20 protein-coding genes are annotated in these 23,155 nt (G+C 37.6%); 2 read left to right on the top strand and 18 right to left on the bottom strand.

What is annotated here, in order from left to right; all coding sequences use genetic code 11:
* Positions 1-441: 441 nt before the first annotated feature.
* The 4 genes from AQ616_RS07385 to lacZ all read right to left on the bottom strand — a co-directional run bounded on the left by AQ616_RS07385 (position 442) and on the right by lacZ (position 7,039).
* A complete protein-coding gene (locus tag AQ616_RS07385; protein WP_017798053.1) occupies positions 442-1,266 on the bottom strand; it encodes a carbohydrate ABC transporter permease in 825 nt (274 codons plus the stop codon).
* Positions 1,259-2,182 carry a carbohydrate ABC transporter permease gene (locus AQ616_RS07380; RefSeq protein WP_017798054.1) on the bottom strand — a complete coding sequence of 308 codons (924 nt, stop codon included), beginning with the start codon at positions 2,180-2,182 and terminating at the stop codon, positions 1,259-1,261. The genes AQ616_RS07385 and AQ616_RS07380 overlap by 8 nt, the downstream gene beginning before the upstream one ends.
* Before the next feature lie 47 nt (positions 2,183-2,229).
* Complete coding sequence (locus tag AQ616_RS07375) at positions 2,230-3,510, bottom strand: ABC transporter substrate-binding protein (RefSeq protein ID WP_069685413.1); 1,281 nt, start codon at positions 3,508-3,510, stop codon at positions 2,230-2,232.
* Positions 3,511-3,868: 358 nt separating this feature from the next.
* Complete coding sequence (lacZ, locus tag AQ616_RS07370) at positions 3,869-7,039, bottom strand: beta-galactosidase, LacZ type (RefSeq protein WP_069685412.1); 3,171 nt, start codon at positions 7,037-7,039, stop codon at positions 3,869-3,871.
* Between the two features lie 368 nt (positions 7,040-7,407).
* Here lacZ and AQ616_RS07365 point away from each other — a divergent pair, with 368 nt between their 5' ends.
* Together AQ616_RS07365 and AQ616_RS07360 are read left to right on the top strand one after the other, a co-directional pair.
* A complete protein-coding gene (locus AQ616_RS07365; RefSeq protein WP_069685411.1) occupies positions 7,408-8,442 on the top strand; it encodes a hypothetical protein in 1,035 nt (344 codons plus the stop codon).
* 622 nt (positions 8,443-9,064) lie between these two features.
* Positions 9,065-10,480, top strand: a complete 1,416-nt coding sequence (locus tag AQ616_RS07360; protein ID WP_069685410.1) for a dipeptidase — start codon at positions 9,065-9,067, stop codon at positions 10,478-10,480.
* 364 nt (positions 10,481-10,844) lie between these two features.
* Here the strand turns inward: AQ616_RS07360 and AQ616_RS20055 are convergent, their stop codons facing one another.
* From AQ616_RS20055 to AQ616_RS07300, 14 genes are all read right to left on the bottom strand, one after another.
* On the bottom strand, positions 10,845-10,976 hold the full coding sequence (locus AQ616_RS20055) for a hypothetical protein (protein ID WP_272031770.1): 132 nt from the start codon (positions 10,974-10,976) through the stop codon (positions 10,845-10,847).
* Complete coding sequence (locus AQ616_RS20050) at positions 10,955-11,083, bottom strand: hypothetical protein (RefSeq protein WP_272031772.1); 129 nt, start codon at positions 11,081-11,083, stop codon at positions 10,955-10,957. The genes AQ616_RS20055 and AQ616_RS20050 overlap by 22 nt, the downstream gene beginning before the upstream one ends.
* Positions 11,084-11,312: 229 nt before the next feature.
* The gene (locus AQ616_RS07355; protein WP_069685409.1) at positions 11,313-12,485 is read right to left on the bottom strand and encodes an acyl-CoA dehydrogenase family protein; all 1,173 of its coding nucleotides are present in this window, start codon (positions 12,483-12,485) and stop codon (positions 11,313-11,315) included.
* Positions 12,486-12,497: 12 nt separating this feature from the next.
* On the bottom strand, positions 12,498-13,280 hold the full coding sequence (locus AQ616_RS07350; protein WP_069685408.1) for an enoyl-CoA hydratase/isomerase family protein: 783 nt from the start codon (positions 13,278-13,280) through the stop codon (positions 12,498-12,500).
* A 10-nt stretch (positions 13,281-13,290) separates the two neighbouring features.
* Positions 13,291-14,136 (bottom strand): 3-hydroxyacyl-CoA dehydrogenase NAD-binding domain-containing protein, encoded by an 846-nt coding sequence (locus AQ616_RS07345; protein ID WP_069685407.1) that lies wholly within the window; start codon positions 14,134-14,136, stop codon positions 13,291-13,293.
* Between the two features lie 91 nt (positions 14,137-14,227).
* Positions 14,228-16,183, bottom strand: a complete 1,956-nt coding sequence (locus AQ616_RS07340; protein ID WP_069685406.1) for a TRAP transporter permease — start codon at positions 16,181-16,183, stop codon at positions 14,228-14,230.
* Between the two features lie 44 nt (positions 16,184-16,227).
* The gene (locus AQ616_RS07335; protein ID WP_084822444.1) at positions 16,228-17,220 is read right to left on the bottom strand and encodes a TAXI family TRAP transporter solute-binding subunit; all 993 of its coding nucleotides are present in this window, start codon (positions 17,218-17,220) and stop codon (positions 16,228-16,230) included.
* Between the two features lie 154 nt (positions 17,221-17,374).
* Positions 17,375-18,025 carry a 3-oxoacid CoA-transferase subunit B gene (locus AQ616_RS07330; RefSeq protein ID WP_069685404.1) on the bottom strand — a complete coding sequence of 217 codons (651 nt, stop codon included), beginning with the start codon at positions 18,023-18,025 and terminating at the stop codon, positions 17,375-17,377.
* Positions 18,009-18,716, bottom strand: coding sequence for a CoA transferase subunit A (locus AQ616_RS07325; protein WP_069685403.1), 708 nt, complete (start codon positions 18,714-18,716; stop codon positions 18,009-18,011). Before AQ616_RS07325 ends, AQ616_RS07330 begins: the two co-directional genes overlap by 17 nt.
* The gene (locus tag AQ616_RS07320; protein WP_069685402.1) at positions 18,691-18,936 is read right to left on the bottom strand and encodes an SDR family NAD(P)-dependent oxidoreductase; all 246 of its coding nucleotides are present in this window, start codon (positions 18,934-18,936) and stop codon (positions 18,691-18,693) included. Before AQ616_RS07320 ends, AQ616_RS07325 begins: the two co-directional genes overlap by 26 nt.
* A 144-nt stretch (positions 18,937-19,080) precedes the next feature.
* Positions 19,081-19,854, bottom strand: a complete 774-nt coding sequence (locus AQ616_RS07315) for an SDR family oxidoreductase (RefSeq protein ID WP_069685401.1) — start codon at positions 19,852-19,854, stop codon at positions 19,081-19,083.
* A 51-nt stretch (positions 19,855-19,905) separates the two neighbouring features.
* Positions 19,906-20,304, bottom strand: coding sequence for a PaaI family thioesterase (locus AQ616_RS07310; protein ID WP_069685400.1), 399 nt, complete (start codon positions 20,302-20,304; stop codon positions 19,906-19,908).
* Positions 20,305-20,332: 28 nt separating this feature from the next.
* Complete coding sequence (locus AQ616_RS07305; RefSeq protein WP_069685399.1) at positions 20,333-21,517, bottom strand: thiolase family protein; 1,185 nt, start codon at positions 21,515-21,517, stop codon at positions 20,333-20,335.
* Between the two features lie 13 nt (positions 21,518-21,530).
* Complete coding sequence (locus tag AQ616_RS07300) at positions 21,531-23,129, bottom strand: long-chain-fatty-acid--CoA ligase (RefSeq protein WP_069685398.1); 1,599 nt, start codon at positions 23,127-23,129, stop codon at positions 21,531-21,533.
* Positions 23,130-23,155: the final 26 nt, after the last annotated feature.

Below are 23,155 nucleotides of genomic sequence, written 5' to 3'. Positions count from 1 at the left end.
AATTCAATTGTGTTCGTTTTGACAATATATAGGAAATTTATATTATAGAGGTTAAACCTATTGTTAAACACATATGTGATATTAGTAGGAAGACTTCTATTATTAAAAAAGCATTATCAAAAACATCCCGAAAAAGAATATTTTGATAATGCTATAAATATCAAAATGGATTTTACAATCAATTTATCTTATTAAATGTTGTTAACCAATTTTTATCTTTGATTCGATTCGTCCATTCACGTAATAATATAAGGAGAAATTTCTAAAGCTAATTTCTTCGTTATACGTTTATCAGCGAATTTATAATTATCTACCATGAAATTTGCTCACATATCTATGATATATAACTTTTACCATAAATGAAAGTGTTTTAAATCATTAAATCCAATTAAGAACATATTTAATCATATTGTAAACGTAAGAGTAAGACAATAGTCTATTCTATTTGACCGATCCAAGCATACCAGCAACAAAGTATCTTTGCAACAAGAAGAAAATTAGTGCTGTTGGGATTGTAGTAATAACAATTACTAACATAATTACCCCATAATCAGGTGTATAGCTGGAACCTAAATTTGAAATTAATAACGGAACGGTCTGATTTTCTGGAGATTGTAAAACTACCAATGGCCACAGGTAATTATTCCAACTATTCATGAATGTAATAATTGCTGCTGCTGCATATGTTGTCTTCATCGATGGAAGATAGACCCGAAAGAAAAGTCCCAATTCTGATAATCCATCAATCCTGCCTGCTTCTAAAAGCGCACGCGAGAACATCTTTGTGTTTTGTCGGAAGAAGAAAATTAAAAACGCAGTTGTAATAGTTGGTAATGCCGCTGCAGCCAATGTATCAATACCTATAAGAGGTGCTACTTGAGAAATACCTCCAAAAAAACGAAATAGTGGAATCATGATCGCTGCAAAAGGAATCATCATCGACAGTAGCAATATACTAAATACAATATCCTTTTTCTTACTACGAAAGATTTCAAAACCATATCCAGCCAACGATGCAATGAGAAGTGCAAACACAGTGGTCCCAATCGCGATTATCGCTGAGTTCCACATGGCTTGACCAATGGCAACGGAATCCAACATATTTTTAATATTCTCTATAAAATGTGCACCAGGAATTAAACTTCCCCTTGTCACATCAATAGACTTGTTAGTCGCACTAACAATCATGTAGTAAAACGGAAATATCGAAATGATTGAAGCAACGGTTAAAAATGCATACATAAACCCTTGTTTGAATTTAGTCATTCTTATCACCTGCAATTCTGAACTGAATAATCGAGAAGAATACTACCATCGCAACAATCGTAAATGATACTGCAGCTGCATAACCAAAATCAGGAGTGTATTCAAACGATAAATTATAAATATATTGAGAAATGGTCGTCGTAGCATTTCCTGGTCCACCTTCTGTTATATTCATAGGCTCATCGAATAACTGAAGCGTACCAATCGTGGAAACAATAGAAGTGAATAATATAATCGGCTTTAGCATGGGAACTGTAATTCTAAAAAATTGTTGAAAGGCGGATGCACCATCTATTCTTGCTGCTTCATAAATGGATTCATCCACATTTTGAAGTGCGGAAAGATAAAATATCATGTTATAACCTACCCATCTCCACGTAATCGCCAAGATAATGACTACTTTTGCCCAAAAAGGATCTTGTAGCCATAAAATAGGTTCAGAAATAATACCGAAATCCATCAACATGGTATTTACTGTGCCATTATTACTAAATAAATATTTAAAGATTATCGAATAAGCAACGAGTGATGTAATTGCTGGTAAGAAGATAGCTGTTCGAAATAGTCCTTTAAATTTCAAATTTTTATTATTTAACATGACTGAAATAATTAACGCAAATATAATCATTAGAGGTACTTGAATAATAAAAAAGATAACGGTATTAAATAAAGCTGTGAGAAAATTTGGATCTGTAACTAATCGAATATAGTTATCAAAACCTACATATTCTAAATTCACCCCAGGACCTGACTGAAATGATAGGAGGAAAGCTTGAATCATAGGATAAAAATAAAAGAGGCAAATCATAATTACTGCTAATATTATAAATAACCAACCTTTTTTCTTACGCGTCTTCGGTGGTAACTTCCATCTCTTTTTTCTATTAAACTTTGTATTTGTATTGGTTGACTCCATGAATTTCCACCCCTCTCTTAAAAAACGTAAGCTCTACAACATGATTATTATCTAAGCTGTCTTTCTGCTTGTTGTTGAGCTTCTTCCAATATCGCATCGAGGTCTCCGCCTCTGAGATACTGTTGCAACGAAATAGCGAGCATATCCGAAATAGCATACGTATGCATACCATAATTTACACCTGGAATCTCTTCTGCCCACTCCGAAAAATCTTCATAAATAGTTTGCCCTCCAAAGAACTCTACTTCTTCTCCATATATCCCTGCTTCGTTAGCTGGAATATATGTTCCAATTGCACCTATCTCATTAACCAGTTCACTATATAAATTAATACTTGAACCAAACGTATTGATGAGAAAATCAGCAGCCTGTTCTTTCCCAGGTATATTCAGTACGTAAAAAGATGAACCACCTGAATTAGTTGCATTCACAGATCCTTCTATACCAGGAAGTCTTGGAAATGGAACCACTGCCCAATTACCTAAGTGTGATTCTTCTGCAGTTATCGATGGCGTAAACCAATTCCCATTAGCTTGTGATATAACCAAATCATTGTTGACTGCTTCTAATAATTGACTCCACCCGGAATGGAGATTCAATAAACCTTCATCGACAAATGTCTTATATAACTCCAGAGATGTTTTTAACGATTCATTACCGGCAATATTTGGTGTTACTCCATCTTCTTCTGTTAGCCATTCCCCTGAAGATTGAATCATCATCCGAATAATTCCGAGATCATTATGGTCGTTCGTTATCAGATTTTTTCCAGTTGTCTCTTTTACATCTTTACCGATTTCGATGTACTCTTCCCATGTGATATTCTGTAGATCTTCAACAGTGTATCCGGCTTCTTCTAAGTAATCTCTTCGTACATATAATCCAGCCGATCCCGTATCAAATGGGATAGCGTAATTTTTCCCATCTTTACTTGTAGCTTGAATCTTATATGAAAGGAAATCATTCGATTCAAACTTCCCAGTCAAATCATAGAAAGCATCCGGGTATGCTTCAAGAAATGTCTGCGCCCGATAATCCTCTATTAAAACGATATTCGGAAGACCTTTTTGAGCCCCAGAACTTAAACTCGTATTTAACTTTTGAACAATATCTTCCTGAGCATTTTCAATGATATTTAACTCAAAATCAGCGTCCTTTTCCTTATGAATTTCTTCAGCTATTCCAAGAGCCTTCACATTGTAATAAGGATCCCAAGCCCATACAGTTAACGCTTCTGGTGTTTTGGATTGCGCATCTGATCCATTTCCTGAACACCCAGCTATAAAAATCGAAGTGACAACTACAATGACTAATAGAATCTTTCTCATTTTCTCCCTCCTTCTATACTTTTCATGACACAACTACCAATATTAATGCGCTTTCATAAATAAAAAAGAATATTTAAACTCTAATAAATTCGTATTCATAAACCACCGCAGCGTATTAAATAATTGTAGAGGTTAGAACATAACGATGTTTTCAAAAGATAGAGCATACTTAGAATATACATAAGAAATATACAGAGACTCCTTGGATTTAAGGCATAGATGAGACGGAATGCAGAGTCCAGAGACTCATCAACCGCCTTTGGATTAAGCGCAGTATATTTCTGAAGCGGGTTGTCAGACCCTTGGTTTAGGTTTTATCTTTTGATAAAATACTTTTGTCCCAACCTCTACTTGCTATCTAAAGCGATGTTACATCAATACACTTATATAAATTTAGTGGAGAAAATTGGTTTTTTGAATAGCCTTTTAAACTCAATGAAAAATGAAAATCATCGTTTTTCAATTGGTACTTATCCAATACACCTGGACCACAACTAGCTGAACCTAGCCCTTGTTGTTGATGGTCTAGGTTTAATACAATGAAATCTTCTTCTACTAAATCGGTAGTATGGCGAGCTTCTTGAATATTTTCAGTTGTATAATGATGCGCGCTAAAATTAAAGGCATCCCCTGCAATAAATAAGCCGACCCCATTATTATCTGTTAACGATGCCCAAGTCACTTCAGATCGATTTCCATTTTCTTGTGGCACCACATAAGGCGTATACAATTCTTCCACTGTTTTGGACCAAATTCCAAAACGATTCGCTAATTTACTATCAACATAAGATTCACCAGGGCCGCGACCGTACCAATCGACAAGGTTATATCGTTTATCCAGATTCAGTTGTAGACCAATACGCGGTAAAGTCTCTGAAGCTTCCCCTACCTTTATTCCTGAGACATCAATATTCACCGTACCATCATTAAATACGTTATACGTAATCTTGGTATCAAATCCCCAACTAAATGCTGGAGGAGAAACTTTGCTACTGACGGTGATAGTAACAAAATCTTTTGCTTTGGATACTTCGTAATCAATTGAATTAAGCCTATGCTGCATCATATGAAGTCCATGATTTTTCCAATTTCTCTCTTCAATTGTCGATCCGAATTCATCTGAACCTAATTGATCATTATCTGTCGTTGCCCGCCAGAAGTTTAGTTTTGGGCCTTTTTCTAACATTTCATGGCCATCCACTTGCCAGGAATCTAAGACTCCCGTACTTTTATTAAAAGTAATTTGAAAATGGTCACCCATCACAGTAATCGCACGACTTGATTCATCTGCTTCCACACGTAATACGCCATTACCTGTTAATTTACCTACTTCTTGCACGTCTTTTTCCTGAACAGGAAGTAAAAACTGTTGCCAAGCAACCTCATGACCAGCTTTTGCCCATTTCGTATCTTCCTTCTGGTTGAACTGGATGTTCAGCCAATAATCCGTTCTATCTTTAATGAGAGCAGGTAATGTATACGGAATCTCTACCTCTTTCATATCTCCAGCTTCAATCACTGGAAGTTCAATCGACCCAGAATCAATAATCGTATTATCTGCAACTAGTGACCAAGTAGCTGATAGATGATTTAAATTAAGGAAGTTGTAGCGATTCGTAATATGGACAATCCCTTCTTTCAGATTACCCGACTCTACTAGTACAGGTTCAATCACTTTCTTATACTCTATTAATGCAGGAGAAGGAGTTCCATCTGGCATTACCATTCCATCGATTACAAAGTTAGAGTCGTGCGGTATTTCACCAAAATCTCCACCATAGGCAAAATATTCTTCGCCATCATCATTTGTTTGACGAATTCCATGGTCTAACCATTCCCAAACAAAACCTCCCTGCAAACGATCATACTTATAAAATAAATCGAAATACTCTTTGAAACCTCCGGGCCCATTCCCCATTGCATGCGCAAATTCACATAATATATGAGGTTGTTCTAAGTCTCTCCGCTCACCTAACTTTTGCATAATTTCCACAGAAGTATACATCGTGGAAAACATGTCTGCTGCTACATGCAATTCATTTGGTTTATTATTTGTTTTATCCAATATGTGACGCGATTCCCCCTCATAATGAACGAGTCTGGTCGGGTCTTTTTCCTTCGTCCATTTATACATGGCTTCTTGGTTACGCCCAAAGCCAGATTCATTTCCTAAAGACCAAATAATGACAGAAGGATGATTCTTATCCCTCTCCACCATCCGCTTCATCCGATCTACATAAGCTTCTTGCCAACTTGGGTTGTCACTTATCGGATGTTCGTACCCCGAAAACCCAAAACCATGACACTCAATATCTGTTTCATCAATCACATATAATCCATATTCATTACATAAATCATAGAACTTCGGATCATCTGGATAATGCGACGTTCGCACTGCGTTAATATTATTCTGCTTCATTAATTGAATGTCTTTTTCCATCCACTCTATCGGAACAGCCCTTCCTAAATCAGGATGATGTTCATGACGATTAACTCCTTTAAATAGTACTGGCACTCCATTTACCTGAATCAGACCATCTTTTAATTCCACTGATCTAAATCCGACTTTCACAGGAATTGTTTCTATGACGCTACCATTTTCATCTTTCAACGTAATCAGTAAATGATAGAGATAGGGTATCTCTGCAGACCATTTTTTAGGAGAAGTAACATTCATTTTCAAAGAAACGTTACTCACTTCTTTTCCATTAACATTCACATCAATAGCCGTTGTTTTTATAACTTGATAAGCATTATCTAACAACTCTAATTCAATATTATAGGCACCTGTGTTCTTAGATGATGAATGAATAATCGCATCCACATCAAGTTCTGCATCGTCGTAATTCTTATCTAAGATTGTTTTCACAAAAAAGTCATGTACATGTACGTTTGGTTTTGTAGTTAAATACACATCTCTGAAAATACCACTCAACCACCACATATCCTGATCCTCGATATAACTTCCTACGGACCACTGATATACACGTACGGAAATCGTATTTTTCCCTTCATGCACGTAGGCACCTATATCAAATTCAGACGGCAATCTGCTCCCAGTGCTATAGCCGACAAATTCACCATTTATCCATACATGAAAAGCACTATCTACTCCTTCAAAACGTAAAATTATCTGATCGTCTAACATCTCTTTTGAAATATGAAAGTCTCTTCGATAAGACCCGGTTGGATTTTCTGAAGGAATATGTGGTGGATCAACTGGAAAAGGATACTGCACGTTCGTATAATGTGGCTTTCCATAACCATTCATTTGCCAGTTAGAAGGAACGTATAAATCATCCCATTCGTCAACGTTATAATCGTTTGTATAAAAATTTTGAGGAGCTAATTCTGGACTTTCTGCATAATGAAATTTCCAATTTCCGTTTAATAGTAAAAATCCATTGGAATGACTACGCTCATAACTTAGAGCATCCACTTTGTTACTAAATGACATAAAATAGGAATGTTCTTTAAGGCGACTCTTTTCTAATACCGACAAAGACTTGTAATCTCTCTTTTGTGACATATAAATAAACCTCCCGAGTTGAATCAATTTGTAAAACCTTATCAAATACTTACAAAATAACCTTTTCATACCTCCTATGTTAAGTTTAATTGTATATTCTCGTAATTTTATATTACCTTAATGTATCATTAATCTTTATTAATTAACTTAATTAAGATAATGTTATAGTTATCTTAACGAATATAGAATCATTTATCAATACTAAATTTTTAGAATAGAATAATATTTAACCATTACATTCACCCAAAACGAAGAATAGGCATAAGTTATATAAAATGAGACTTCCATCAGTGTGGTGATACAGACGGTTGTTCTCTAGATAAAAATAACCAAGTACCTATAACTTATTACAAAAAGGAAGTGTCTCGATGAAAAAGTATTACTATGTAACGGCAAACACTGCAAAGGGATTTTTAAACTTACTTCCCTCCAATATAAAGCGCCTCCATCAAGTCATTGGATTAAAACATCCTTCTCAAAAGATAAAAACAAAAATTCTAAAAAACTTAATCTCAAAATATGAATCTACTAATGAAGTGGAAGTATTAAAAAGTGCATTAGGTGATAGTTACTTGGATGGTGTTGTTATTCGTAAAAAAGGCATTGCTTTTTTAAATGATTGCATTCTACCAGATGATAGAAACGGGATAGTCGAACTAGATTTAAGTCCATTTACACAACACAATCCGATAAAAAATAAGGAGCAAGTAGAAAAATTCAACCATCATACTGAAAAAGCATATAAAAATCTAGAAACAGGCTTACGAGTTCATGATGACCTGGAAGAGATCTATATTAAAGAAATGAATTTTGAACGAGCGGATGAAATAACCGAGAGATTTATTCAAGAAAGATTAAAAGGGCAACTAAATAAAAATCGAAATGCACTTGAATATCATCGCCTTTTTGGTACCACGACTGTGGATGGCCCTGTCAATGTCATCCCCCATATTACGGAAAAACTTTCTCGTGTTTTTTATGTAAAAGGGCGGGCTGGCACAGGCAAGTCTACATTTATGAAAAAAGTAGCAAGTGCTTGTATAGAATATGGTTATGATACGGAAATTTATCATTGTAGTTTCGATCCTAATAGTATTGATATGGTATTAGTTCCCGATTTACAATTTGGTCTCTTTGATAGCACGGACCCTCATGAATTTTTCCCAACCAGGGAAGGGGAGGAAATCATTGATTTATACGAAGAAGCAGTCACTCCTGGAACAGATGAAAAATATGTTGATGAAATTAACAAAGTAAATGACCACTACAAATCCTTTATGAAAAAAGGTGTTGTAGAGCTGAGAAAGGCTGGAGAATATTTGGAAGAATTGGAACAACAGTATTCATGCACCGAAAAACAGCAAAAAGAAATCCTCAAATTTATCGGACATCAGATCCAGTAATTTTGAAAGTCGGAGCTTAAAGATAGTAATATCTTTATCGAAGTGTTCTGAGAGCTAAGATAAATTATGTCAAAATCACACGCAACCCTTTTTGCGTTATTTATTAGCTTAAACAAATGGGAACAATAAAAGGGGTTGCGTGTTTGAATTTTATCTTTCCCTCTATTTAGAAACGCTTTACAATGAAAGGTACCTCACTAATAACTTCTCTCTACTATCTTTCAATTCCTAATAAATATAAGATAATCGCTACTACTTCAACTAGTTGAACAACAGCTATCATTGCTCCAAATGCTGGATAAGCATTTTTATGCGTTTTACCTGAGTTAGATCGAATGATTGTTACAGGATAGCCTCCATGAAGTTATAGTCTCCTCTAGTAGATACACAAGAAAGATATTCGTATTATGAGTTATTCCTCTGTTTGTCTCTCGTAGTAGCAATCGAATCCCTTCCTCTAACCCTTCTGATACTAAGAATCTTCTCAAAAAACATGTTTAAAATTTAGAGTAGTGCTTTTGTTCCATCGATTGGAAAGCTATAAATGGCTACATTCGAACTATTGATTATATTATTTTGAGTAGCAAAATAATTCATACGACTACAATAAGGAGGAAATTCTATGCGAAAGAAATTATTATATCTAGTTGTAGCTATTCTGTTCTTATCTATCACCTCTACTTCAGCTTTAGCAAAACATGACCCTGGACAAGATGCGCAGAATCTCCATTTTAATTCCATCGTTGTCGATGGTCATAATGATACGATGATGAAGGTGGTAAATGAAGAAACATGGCTACCTGAAACAGATATCGGAGACGAAACATCATTTCAGCTTGATATACCCAAACTTCAGACAGGCGGTATCGACGCTCCCTTTTTTGCGGCATATACTTCCGGATATTATGATAACAACCCTAAAAGTATAAGCAGGACGTTAGCCTTAATTAATGCATTATACTGGACAGAAAAACAAAACCCAGAGGATTTAAAAATTTCATCATCTACCAAAGAAATCATACAAACCGTGAAAGATAATAAAATAGCGGCTGTTCCAACAATCGAAGGTGCTTATTCCATGGAAGAACATAATGCATTGGGGCTTCTGTATCAATACCATGACCTTGGTATAAAAGCTATTGGCTTTAATTGGAATTATTCAAACGCCCTGGGTGAAGGTGCTGACAGAGTATATGGCGATTCTGATAGAACACCTTCTGAGGGAGGACTAACAGAGTTAGGTACTAAAATAGCTCGGGAAATGAATAAACTAGGGATGGTCATTGATGTGTCTCATATGTCGAGAAATACATTTTGGGACGTAATTGAAGTCTCTGAAGCTCCTATAATAGCATCCCATTCAGGCGTAAATGGATTAAAAGATCACCAGCGCAATCTAACCGATGAACAGCTTTTGGCACTTAAAGAAAATGGGGGCATCATCAACATCGTTTTTTACCCTGCATTTTTGACAGACAATCCAACTGGTTATGTTGAAAATGTCGTTGATCATATCGAATATGTTGTTAATTTGATCAGCATTGATCATGTCGGGCTCGGTTCTGACTTTGACGGTGCCTCGATGCCTGATGATCTGCAAGATGCATCAAAAATGCCTAGAATTACGGAAGAACTAATCCGCAGGGGGTATTCAAATCAGGAGATTGAGAAACTGCTGGGCGAAAATCAACTACGTGTACTGAAAGATGTCGAAAAAGCGGCAGAACACGACTCATCACAACGAGGTATGAGCCCTGTTATAAAACCTGATTATGAAATGGGCGAAATCATTGATAGCAGAACACCTCTTCTAACAGCAAAAGTCGAGACGAAAAAAGGAACTCCCGTAGCTATTGATAGTTTGAAAGTTATTATAGATGGCATCACTTACAAACCTAATTTTAATAATGATTCATCAACTTTATCGTTGCAATTGACTGAAGACTTACAGGAACGCTTCCATGTGGTGACCTTTGAAGCAGCAAATAAAGCTGGCAAGGTCACAAGAGAGACTAGAATATTTTACGTTGAGGATTAAGATCAATTTATTGCCATACAGGAGCAGGATGAGTACATCTTGCCCCTTTTTTTGTTCAAAATCGTCTTTGATTTTTAGTAACTCAAGACTGACATTTTATAAACCAGAAAGTGACAGTACCTGAATAATCGTAAAGAACTTTTTATGTACCTCTACTCTATTTCAAATAGTAGTTAAAATTCCTAATTTGCTTAGGAATAGGGATAGCTTTTTTGGATGGTAATATTCTGGTACCACATTTTCTTGTTGGGCACCTTATAGATTCTAGCCCAATTCATCAATAAACCAAAACCTCAAACAGCGGAAATCTAAAAAAACTTTCCACCAATTGAAGTTTTGGCGTTTGATCAAGTTCCACATTTACCTAGCCCATTCGTTCTTTGAAGAAAGATTGGATATTATGTGCACGGAATTCCACCCATTCTTTATATAACGGTCCTTCAACGATAGTCTGCTCTGTACCATCTACTGAATTTAATAGATATCTTCTGGCCAATTAGCCACTTCCTCGCCAATATATTCTTCAAATTTCTCACGACTTAAATCACAAGATAGTACTGCCCCATTTCTCGGAATTTCTAAAGCCTCTCCATTCGTCGCCACTCTATCTTCGATTTGAGAGATTACACCATCAACAGCTTAAACTTCAACTTCCCAGCGATTAGATGGAGAAACATCATATTTATCAGGAGTAAATAAAATGATTTGGTTCTCTCCTCTTTCTGTATTCACCCCATCCAATAGAAGTTCCGATCCATTTTTTTCCTCAATGATTTGTACAGCCGTATAGAATTAGGATTGCCATTCCGAATGATCAAAAACTGGACCATCTTTATACGTGTTTCGTTGCCACTCCTTTTTTCATTTCACGCTTTAATTCACCAGCAATAATATTTTTCTGTATTTCTGACGTTCCTTCGTAAATCTTAGTGATCCGAGCATCACGGTAATAGCGTTCAATCGGATAGTCTCTCATATACCCAATACCAGCATGGATTTGTACAGCTAAGTCTGCTACTTTATTGTAAACTTCAGAACCATATAACTTAGCAATGGCTGCATCTTTAACGACACGTTGATTTTGATCTGTCATCCAAGCTACTTTATAAGTTAACGCTTCGAGCGCTGTAATTTCTTTACTGATATCTGCAAGCATATGCTGAATTGCCTGTATTTCAATGATCGGTTGACCGAATTGCTCACGTTCAGAAGTATATTCCAAACAGTGTTCAAGGAGGCGTTTACTTGAACCTAAATTCCGTGCTGATAGCCCTGCACGACCGTTAGCAAGGATTTTTAAGGCATTCACATAACCGTGGCCCTCTTCGCCAAGTACGTTCTCAACCGGAACTTCCATATCTTCAAAGAAAAGCTCTGCAGAATGTGAACCGCGAAGCCCCATTTTATCTTCTACGCTCCCTAAAATAAAGCCAGGGAAATCCTTCTCTACGATGAAAGAAGTGATTCCTTTCGCTCCTTTCGAAGGGTCTGTAACGGCCATAACAGTAAATACATGTCCATCTATAGCATTCGTAATATAATGCTTCGAGCCATTAATAATGTATTTGTCACCTTTTCTCACTGCAGTTGTTTTCATATTAGCAGCGTTGGATCCAGCACTTGGCTCCGTGAGAGCAAAAGCAGCTATCCATTCGCCGGTTGCTATTTTTGGTAAGTATTTTTGTTTTTGTGCTTCCGTTCCCATTTGTACAATCCCAACAGAACCAATGCCGGTATGAGCACCGATTAGCGTCGTAAATCCGTTATGTGTTTTACCAAGTTCTTCGTAGATTGCACATTTCCCTACCATATCCAGTCCGAGGCCACCGTATTCTTCTGGAATTCCAAGGCTAAAAAGTCCCATTTGCTTAGACTGCTCCACAATACGCTCTGGAATTTCATTATTCTCCTCAATTTCCATTGCTACTGGTTCTACTTTTTCTCGTACAAACTTTCTTACATTCTGTCTTAAAAAATCAATATCTTCCGAAAAATTAAAGTTCATGTCGACCTCTCCTTATCTGTTTTTAAATTCCGCTTGTCTTTTTTCAAGGAAAGCAAGCGTTCCTTCATGTTTATCCTCTGTGCCAAATGCCACTGCTTGGGAAAGCTTTTCGATCCACATTGCTGTATCTGCATCAATATCATAGCCTTTATGTACAGCACGTTTCGCAAGCATGACTGCCAAAGGTCCTTTCTTCAGTACAGCAGAAGCAACTTCAAGGATTTTATCCTGGAGTGCTTCATCTTCCACAAAATAAGAAACTAGACCGATTCGTTCCGCTTCTTCTCCATCAATAATCTTTCCAGTTAGGATCATATCTAGTGCACGCCCTTTTCCAACCATGCGGGAAAGTCGCTGTGTACCACCTGCAGCAGGAACAATCCCAAGATTTAGTTCAGGTAAACCGAATTTCGCATTTTTCGTTGCCAGGCGAATATCACAAGACATTGAAAGCTCACATCCACCACCAAGGGCGTAGCCACGGACCGCTGAAATGGTCACTTTGCTACTGTTTTCAATTTTGTTATATAAGCCTTGCATCCCAGGTATAAGTGCTTCCAATGGTTTTCTTTCATTTAAATGGCGGATATCTGCACCAGCAGCGAAGGATTTTTCGCCTGCACCTTGAATGACAATCACGTTGACTTCACCATTTGCTTCTGCTGCTGTAATCGCCTCGTCAATTTCACGCAACATGTTTGCATCTAATGCATTTCTTGCTTCTGGGCGATTGAGCGTCAGCCAGAAAATTCCGTTTTCCAACTTTACGTTTACACTTTCATAACGATTAACCACAGTTTACCTCCTAGTTATATTCATAAAAACCACGACCTGATTTTTTACCTAAACGCCCTGCTTTCACATATTTCATCAATAATGGGCAAGGTCGGTATTTCTCCCCTAATGTAGCATGCAAATACTCCATGTTTCTTAGCCTTGTATCGAGACCAACAAGATCAGCTAGTTCAAGAGGCCCCATTGGATGATTTAGCCCAAGCTTCATCGCATTATCAATGTCCGTAGCGGAAGCCACACCCTCCATGAGTAGATTCATCGCTTCGTTACCAATCAAACAATTCATTCGGGAAGTAACGAAACCAGGGAATTCGTTTACTTCCACGGTCGTTTTATTAATGTTCGTAGCTATTTCATGGACAAAATTCACAGTCTCATCTGAAGTCTCTAGACCGCGAATCACTTCAATTAGCTTCATTTTATGAACCGGGTTGAAAAAGTGCATCGCGATCACTTTATCTGCCCTAGAAGTCTGCGCCCCAATTTCTGTCGGGCTCATCGTGGATGTATTCGTTGCAAGCACTGTTTCTGGTGCACAGATTTCGTCCAGCTGCTTGAATACATCAATCTTTACATCCATTCTTTCTAAGACTGCTTCGATAATGAGTTCTGCTCCTTCAGCTGCCGTTCTCAAATCGGATTCAAATACTAGATTATTTTTAGCAGATTGATAGACTTTTTCTGCCAAAAAACCTTTCTCAGCACTTCCATGAAGTAATGAATAAATATCTTGTTTCGCTTTATCTAAAGCTGCTTCGTTAATATCGTTGACACACACGTCATAGCCACTAATGGCAAAAGCATAAGCGATCCCTTTCCCCATTACACCGGAACCAACAACGGTAACTTTACTCATATAATCACCCTTTTTGTATAGTTTGTTATAAATGAATCTGCTGGATGTATCTTGCTAGATTACTGGAAAGACGCATCAAACTTATTGTATTTTATTGGCTAGGTAATAAATCCTTTCGATAGAAACGCTGTAAAGCATAGATACCTGCTAAAATAGCAAATCCAACTATGTCCGTCCATAGGCCAGGCACAATCATTAAGATGGAACCAGCAAAAAGAATAACTCTTTCATACTTGAAAGCATGTCTTAATAGCCAGCCCTCAAAAGCAGCTGCGACACAGATAATCCCAATCACTGCGGTAATCGTAGCCAAGATAATTTCCAGTGGATTTCCAACCAATAGAAGCACTTCTCCATATACGAAGATATAAGGTACGATAAATGCAGCGATACCAAGCTTTACTGCTGACAAACTTGTTTTCATCGGATCCGATCCAGCTATTCCAGATGCGGCAATTGCTGCGAGTCCCACTGGTGGGGTGATTGCTGAGATGGACGCGAAATAGAAAACAAAGAAATGAGCTGCAAGTGGGGAAACTCCTAACTCTATTAAAGCTGGAATTGTTAATGGTACTTGCACAATATATGCAGCTACTGTCGGTAGACCCATTCCAAGAATAATGCTTGTAATCATTGTAAAGATTAATGTAACAATTAAGACTCCTCCAGAGATACTGATAATGAGGCTGCTGAATTGTAGTCCAATACCTGTGAAACCAATAACCCCGATAATTAAACCAGCCGCCGCACAGGCAATAGCCGTTTCTAGGGAAGCTCTAGCACCAAGATCCAGTGCTTTCACAACAGACTTCGCATCCATTTTCGCTACTCGATTAATTAATGCAACGAGTATCGTAGCACCGATAGCAAATAGACCCGCTCTCATGGGAGAAGCTCCAGTAGCTAACATGGCCACAATAATGATGAGAGGCAGGAAGAAAATGAAACCTTGCTTAAACACATCCCACGTCCTTGGAAGATCTTTTTTATTAAGACCATGTAAACCTGTTCGCTTTGCACGAAAATCGATCTGCATAAAAACACTGACATAAAACAGTAATGCAGGGATGACAGCAGCTAAAGCAATCTCAATATATGGAACACCCAAATAACTAGCGATGATGAAAGCGGATGCACCCATAATTGGCGGTGTGATTTGTCCTCCTATGGAAGCGACGGATTCAACCGCCCCTGCAAAGTTGCCTTTATACCCCGTTTTTTTCATCATCGGAATCGTAAAAGCTCCTGTCGTAACAGTATTCGCAACCGCGCTTCCAGAAATAGTTCCCATAATGGCACTTGCCACAACAGCGACTTTAGCTGGACCACCGCGATATTTCCCCATACCCGCTACCGATAAATCGATAAAAAATTGACCTGCTCCGGAAACTTCCAAAAATTTACCGAATAAAATAAACAGGAAAATAAATGTAGCAGATACTCCAAGTGGTGTACTGAATACACCTGAAGTTGAGTAATACAAATGATCAACAATCCACTGCAAGTCAAAGCCACCATGCGCGATCGCTCCAGTTAGCATTTGCCCAAAGAATCCATATATCAAGAAAGAGCTAACAATGATAACAAGTGCATTTCCAACTACTCTTCTTGTCGCTTCAATTAATACAATACCACCGATAATACCTAACGCGATTTGAAGCCAGGAAAGTGGTTCAATATACGTCATTCTGGCTGATATGTCTGTTGCATTAAACACGAAGTAGCTATAAACGATAGCAGACACTCCGATTAACATCCAGTCATACCATGGAACACTCTCTGATTTAGATGCTTTAGAAACTGGCTTATAGATAGCAAAGACGAGTACGAGCGCAAAGCCAAGGTGAGCAGACCTTTGTAAAATCGATTCAAATACACCGAATAAAGCAGTATATAGATGGAATAGTGACATTGAAATCGCAAGTAGGGAAATGATCAGACCAGCTTTCCCTTTTAATGAGCGGAGTTTATTTTGTTTATTACCGTCATCATCATATTCCTCATGTTTTTTCTCCTCTAATTCGATCTTTTGTTTTGTATTTTCCAAATTGTTTTCACTCTCCTTTACCCCAGTGAATCACTCTGTCCTAATTAATCCATAACCCCAATTTCTTGGTAATATCGAATAGCACCAGGATGCATCTCACCAACGTTATTTTCTATGGAATACTCTGCATCGAAATCATTCAATGTAGAGGAGATTGTTTTCCAAGCATCGTTACTTTCCACTACAAGTTTTGTTAAATTATAGACATCTTCTTCTGGCATCGTATCGTTATTCACGAGTAATACGCTATACGGAGCGACTGTCTCCACCTCTTCCACTTGCTTCGGATACGTGCCTGCTTCAATCGTATAAGGTACATATCCAGGGTTATCATCATACAGTCCATCAATTATTTCTTGATCTAGTGAAATCAAGCGAATACCTACCGTTGTATCCATTTCTTGCCAAGTAGCAGTTGGTGCAGCAATATTTCCAACCCAAGCATCGATATGGCGATCCCGCATTAAATCTGCCGCGTCTTCTGTACCAATATATTCAATACCACTTAAATCATCATAAGTCATGCCAAACAAATCTAATATTTTCTGAAAAGCAATTTCTCCACTATAACCGCGAATTCCTGGGCTCACTTTTTTTCCTTTAAGATCTTCAATGGTATAAATATCAGAATCTGTACGAACTACCACTTGTACTGGGTTCGGATATAGTGTTGCGATTGTGCTGAAGTTATCAATCACTTCATCAAATTCACCTGTACCATTGTTTGCTTCAGCAATCGCTTCTCCATTAGTAAACGCAACATCAAACGTCCTATTTCCAAGTCCTAAAATATTTGCAGTAGACCCACCTTCCACAATGGAGATAGATGAATCCGGAAAGATCTCATTCATCTTGTCCCCCATTGCACCTGCAAGTGTGTACCATACTCCTCCTACAGTAGCAGCACCAAATTCAATCGTATCTGGAGTAGTAAGGTTTCCATCTTCATCCACGTTATCTGCGTTTTCTCTCTCATTGCATGCGATTAAAACAATAAGTAGTGTTGAAACAACAAATAATGTAAGTATTTTTTTCACTTCTATGTCCTCCTCGTTTGTTTTCATGATTCTATACGTTTTGCAAGAATGCATACACTTTATTGGTACTTGCATTCATTTAACTATTAATTATATTTAGAATAATTTAAAATCAGTGGGTATAAAACGTTTTTTTTTTATTGTGAGAATCATGTTATTTATTGACTACACTATCTCGATAAATAAATGTTGTTCCTGTTATTCCCTGTAATTCGTCTAAACTTAAATCGGACAACTGCTCGACTAGTTCAGCCCCTTTCTCTGTAAACTTGAAGACAGCATGTTCCGTAACAAGCATGTCTGCTCTTCCGTTACCACTTGTCGGGAATGTCAGCTTTTCCACTAGTTTAGGAGTCCCATCTTTCGCTTTGTGCATGGATGCTATAATAATTCGCTTCGCCCCAGCAACGAGATCCATTGCGCCGCCCACACCTAAAATGTCTCTTCCTGGAATCGCCCAGTTGGCAATTTCTCCGTATTGATCAACTTGGAGTGCCCCTAACACAGCAACATCAACATGTCCACCACGAATCATTATAAAGGAGTCGGAACTGTCAAAAATCGATGCTCCAATATTCAATGTGATCGGGTGTTTACTGGCGCTGATTAATTCCATGTTAATATCCTCTTCATCTGGTGTTGGTCCCATACCAAGTACACCGTTCTCCGACTGCAAATCTACTTGTTTATCCCCAAGATAATCCGGAATTAGAGTCGGAATACCAACACCAAGATTAACCGTATTTCCATCAGATAATTCCTGTGCAATCCGCTTAGCAATCTTAATTCTACTCTCCAGCGACAACGTATTCCCCTCCCATCTTTATATAATCACTAATAATAAGATAATCTACATAGACATGCGGTGTTGAAATTTCATACGGACTCAGTTCACCGACTTCAACAATTTCATCGACTTCCGCAATAACGATTTTACCCGCGGTAGCCATGACTGGGTTAAGGTTACGACCAGTATATTCGTAAATCAAATTCCCTTTTGTATCTGCTTTCAAAGACCTGATTAAAGAAACTTCACCTTTAATTGCCTCTTCCAAAATATACGTTTCATTGCCAAACACTTTTTCGTCTTTACCTTTAGCAAGCTTCGTTCCAGCCGCGGTTTTCGTATAAAAACCAGCAATTCCAGCTCCCCCACAGCGTATGCGTTCTGCCAAAGTACCTTGCGGCACAAGTTCAATTTCCAAGTTCCCTTTTGCCCATTGATTTACTGCATCACGATTGGATGTAAAATAAGATCCTACTGCTTTCTTCAGACAGCCTGTATGTAGCAGAATTCCCAGCCCCTTATCTTTTTCACCAAGATTATTACTTACTACGGTTAACTCTTTTTTGTCCAGTGTGGCTAGCTCATCAATCAGTGTTAACGGTGATCCCGAAAGTCCAAATCCACCAACCAGTAAAGTATCACCATCTTTTATTAAATTCGACAGATCAGTTCTTTTGATCACATTACTCACAATTTTTCCTCCTTTCATTCCACCAATGGGGATTAGAGTTAACAACGTTTGTCACTTTCGTAAAGATTTCAAATCCTTTTTCACTAAAATCATCCTGTACCTCTTTTAATGCCTCTTCATTAATATCAATAAACACTACCTTTGCTCCCTCTTCTGCAAATCGTAATGCAACACCTTTTCCAATTCCGCGACTACCACCAGTAATTAAAGCTACATTGCCATCAAAATTATTAGCCATTCTTTTTTCCCTCCCCAACCTAGATATATTGTGCGACTTTCACATCACTTTTTAATAGATTTCTATTAATATGAATAATCAAAATTAAGACAATAGTCTATTCCTACAATCTATCTTTAATGAATACAAACACTAATTTTTCTGCTATAACGTACTTCCGCCATCTACACTTAACACAGTTCCAGTAACAAAATCACTTGCTTTTGAAGCTAAATAGATCGCTGCTCCTTTTAACATATTTTCATCACCAATTTTTCGAAGTGGAATGGTTTCTAAAACATTATCTTCCTTCAGGTCCAGTGTTTCTTTAGTCATTTTCGTTCGAAACATACCTGGGGCAATTGCATTAACATAAATATTATGTCTTGCCCATTTAATTGCTAGATCTTTCGTGAAATGAATAACCGCTGCTTTGCTCGTAGTATACCCAATCGTATTGGTAACTTCTGGCGGTCTTACTGTTAACCCTGCTGCTGAAGCAATATTAATTATTTTTCCATATTTCCGTTCAATCATATGTTTACCGACCTCTCGAGACAGGAGAAATGTACCGGTCACATTCACATTGATTACTTTATTCCATGCTTCTAAAGACATTTCTTCTACAGATGCACCCCAAGTAGTCCCACTATTATTAATTAAAATATCAATTTTGCCGAACTCTTCTATAATTCCATTTACGACTTCTTTCACTTTTTCTTCAGAACTTACATCCAATTGAAAACCTTTTGCTTTTATATCGTACACACGAGCTAACTCTCCTGCTGCTTCCTCACAATTTTCACTTTTTCTTGAACAAAGTGCCAAATTACAGCCCATTTCCGCATACACTTCAGCAATTTGTTTACCGAGACCACGTCCGCCACCAGTAATCAATGCAATTTTACCCGTTAAGTCAAAAAGTTCATTTACTTTCACTATTTAGCCCCCTCTATTACTGTTTTCATAGCCTACTAATGTCAACTCATTCTATCGAAACAACTTAAACGTCCCAACACCTTTTGCATGCAAATTCCCTTCTTCATCTATGAGTTCTGCTTCAGCTGCTACAATCTTATACCCTTGATTGATAACCCTTCCGATTGCATAAATCTCTCCTTCAAGAAATGGATTGAGATAACTTACATTAAGATTAATGGTCGTACACTGTGTTTTTGATAGTGATCGGATGGTCATGCCCATAATAGTATCCAGCATGGCGGCATGAACGCCACCATGCAATGTACCATTGGCATTTAAAAGCTGCTCTGTAATAGGAAGTTTAATTTTTACATTACCTTCTTCCATATAAACAACGTTAAAGCCGAGAAGAGAGAAAAAAGAGCTTGCTTCAAAACTATTTCTAACTTCCATTATCTCTTTATTCATTCCAAGCCCTCCTTTAAATAATTTTCTATTAAACTTGCTCAATCATGATAGCCATTCCCTGACCACCGCCTGCACACAATGTTGCTATGCCAAATTGCTGTTTACGTTTAATCAATTCGTGAAGAAGCGTTGTAATAATTCTTGCCCCGCTTGATCCAACCGGGTGTCCTAGCGCGATTGCTCCTCCATTGACATTTACTTTATCGATGTCTAATCCTAATTCTCTGATGACAGCAAGCGACTGCGATGCAAATGCTTCGTTTAATTCAAATAGATCTATATCTTGTAACTGTTTATTCGTTTGTTTTAATAGTTTTTGCACAGCTGGTATTGGACCAATACCCATGACTTTTGGTGATACACCTACAGTTGCCCATTCAACAACTCGTGCTAATGGCTTTAATGCCAAATCCTTTGCTTGTGATTCTTTCATTAATACTAAAGCTGTAGAACCATCATTTCTCCCACACGTATTCCCTGCAGTTACCGTTCCATTTTCCTTAAAAGCAGGCTTTAGTTTAGCAAGTTTGTCTATTGTTGTATTTGGTCGTGGATGTTCATCTTGTTCAAACATAAATGTTCGTTTACGTTCCTTTATTTCTACAGGAACAATTTCATCTTTAAATCTTCCCTCTTCTATCGCCTTCATTGCTCTTCTTTGACTTTCAGCAGCAAAATCATCTTGATCCTCTCTAGAAATCTGATACATCTCCGCCACATTTTCTGCCGTTATACCCATTCCGAGATTTTCCCCATAAATTTCTGTCGGTTGTTGTCCTGCTTCTGTATTCCCATCTACTAAAATCGGTCTGTCTCCACCAAATCTTGCATCTCGCAGATAAAGTGGAGAACGGCTCATGCTCTCCGTACCACCAGCAACAACAATATCAGCTTGATCAAATATAATTTGTTGGAACCCCGATGTTACCGCTTGCATTCCTGAGGCACAAAGTCGATTAACCGTATAAGCAGTTGCTTCCTCTTTTACCCCTGAACGTAAAGCTGCAACCCTTGCTATATTCGAAGATTCGGTAGTTTGGCGAACCTCTCCCATAATTACTTCGTCTACTTGACCTGCTGATATCCCTGCCCGTTCTATTGCTTCTTTAATGGATATGGTTGCAAGATGGCCGGAACTAATATGTTTTAAAGAGCCACCATAAGCCCCAATTGGTGTTCTCACTGCACTTACAATGACGATATTCTCTTTCATTTTTCTATCCCCTTTACTTTTTTTTGTCTTTATCTTTTAATACCCTTTTTAAAATTTTCCCTACCGTATTCCTCGGTAATTCATCAATTATTTCAAATTCCTTTGGGACTTTATACGGTGTTAAGTCTCGATAACAGAAACCTTTAATATCTTCTAAATCAATCGTTTTTCCTTCTTTAGCAACCAAATATGCCTTCACAATTTCTCCTTTTTCTGTATCAGGGATTCCAACTACAGCACATTCAATAACGTCTGGGTGTTCGTATAAAACATTCTCTATTTCCTGCGGATAAACATTAAAACCACCATTAATAATCATCTCTTTCTTTCTTCCGACAATAAAAAAATAGCCATCTTCATCCTGTTTTGCTAAATCTCCTGTGTATAGCCAACCATTCTTTATAGTGTGTCTTGTTTCTTCTTCGTTCCTCCAATATCCCTTCATGATTTGTGGTCCTTTGATAACTAATTCACCGATAAAGCCAGTGGGTAATTCTGTATTATCTTCACCCATAATTTTACAATCTGTATTCGGAAAAGGTATACCAATACTCCCAATTTTCTGAACACCATAGGGTGGATTTCTATGGGTAGATGGTGATGCCTCTGACAGCCCATACCCTTCGCCAATGACAGCTCCAGTTATCCTCTCAAATTTCCGGGTAACTTCAATCGGGAGAGGTGCTGATCCGCATGAACAGAACCGCAAACAATTAAGACCATACTCTTTCACATTTTTATAATTAACAATGGCATTATACATTTTCGGTACACCAGGAAAAAATGTCGGTCGGTACTTTTGTATAAGTTTTAAAACCTGTGTCACCTCAAACTTCTTAACTAATAATATAGTTGCGCCGATATAGATTCCTAGATTCATCGCACTTGTCATGGCATATACATGATAAAGCGGTGTAGCAGTAAGAATGATTTCCTGTCCAAACTTCATCCCGTCTCCGTACATTCCACGACTTTGATGTACATTTGCTACAATATTGTAATGAGTAAGCATGGCTCCTTTAATCGAACCAGTAGTTCCTCCAGTATATTGAATGACTGCGACATCATTTTTCACATTAATTGGAGTAGTTTTATCTAAAGGTTCAGATGTTTCCACTAAAGCTTCTACACTTTGATATTCCTCGCTTACGGGATCCACTATAAAAGTGTGCTCAAATTGGTATATATCTTTTACTTTGTTAACAGTTTGAACGACTTCTCCTTCTACTACAATGCATCTGGGTTTAGAATCATTAACAATCTGTAATAATTCTCTTGTAGTATAACGTGGGTTAATCTGAACAACGATTAACCCCAATTTCATTGCAGCGTAGTAAGAAACAATATAATAAGGATGATTGGACATCATCAGCCCAATTCTGTCTCCTTTTTTTAGACCTAACTTGTTCCAAGCTCCCGCCAATCTGTCTACTTTATTCTTCAATTGCTTATAGGTGAGGTTTGTATCTTCTTGTATAATAGCTATTCGATCTCCGTATATTTCTGATGTCTTTTGCAGGAAAGAGTATACAGGAACTTCTGATATTTTTATTTCTTTTTCTATACCAGATGGGTACGATTTATACCATCTGCGTTCTTTTATTTGGCTCAAGCAGCATCCCCCTTTTACAATTTTTT

Origin of the sequence: Oceanobacillus sp. E9, assembly GCF_001741975.1 — a bacterium.
GTDB lineage: Bacteria > Bacillota > Bacilli > Bacillales > Amphibacillaceae > Oceanobacillus > Oceanobacillus kimchii.
Note: the sequence above shows the minus strand (reverse complement) of the source record. Positions and strands in the feature narration are given on the sequence as shown.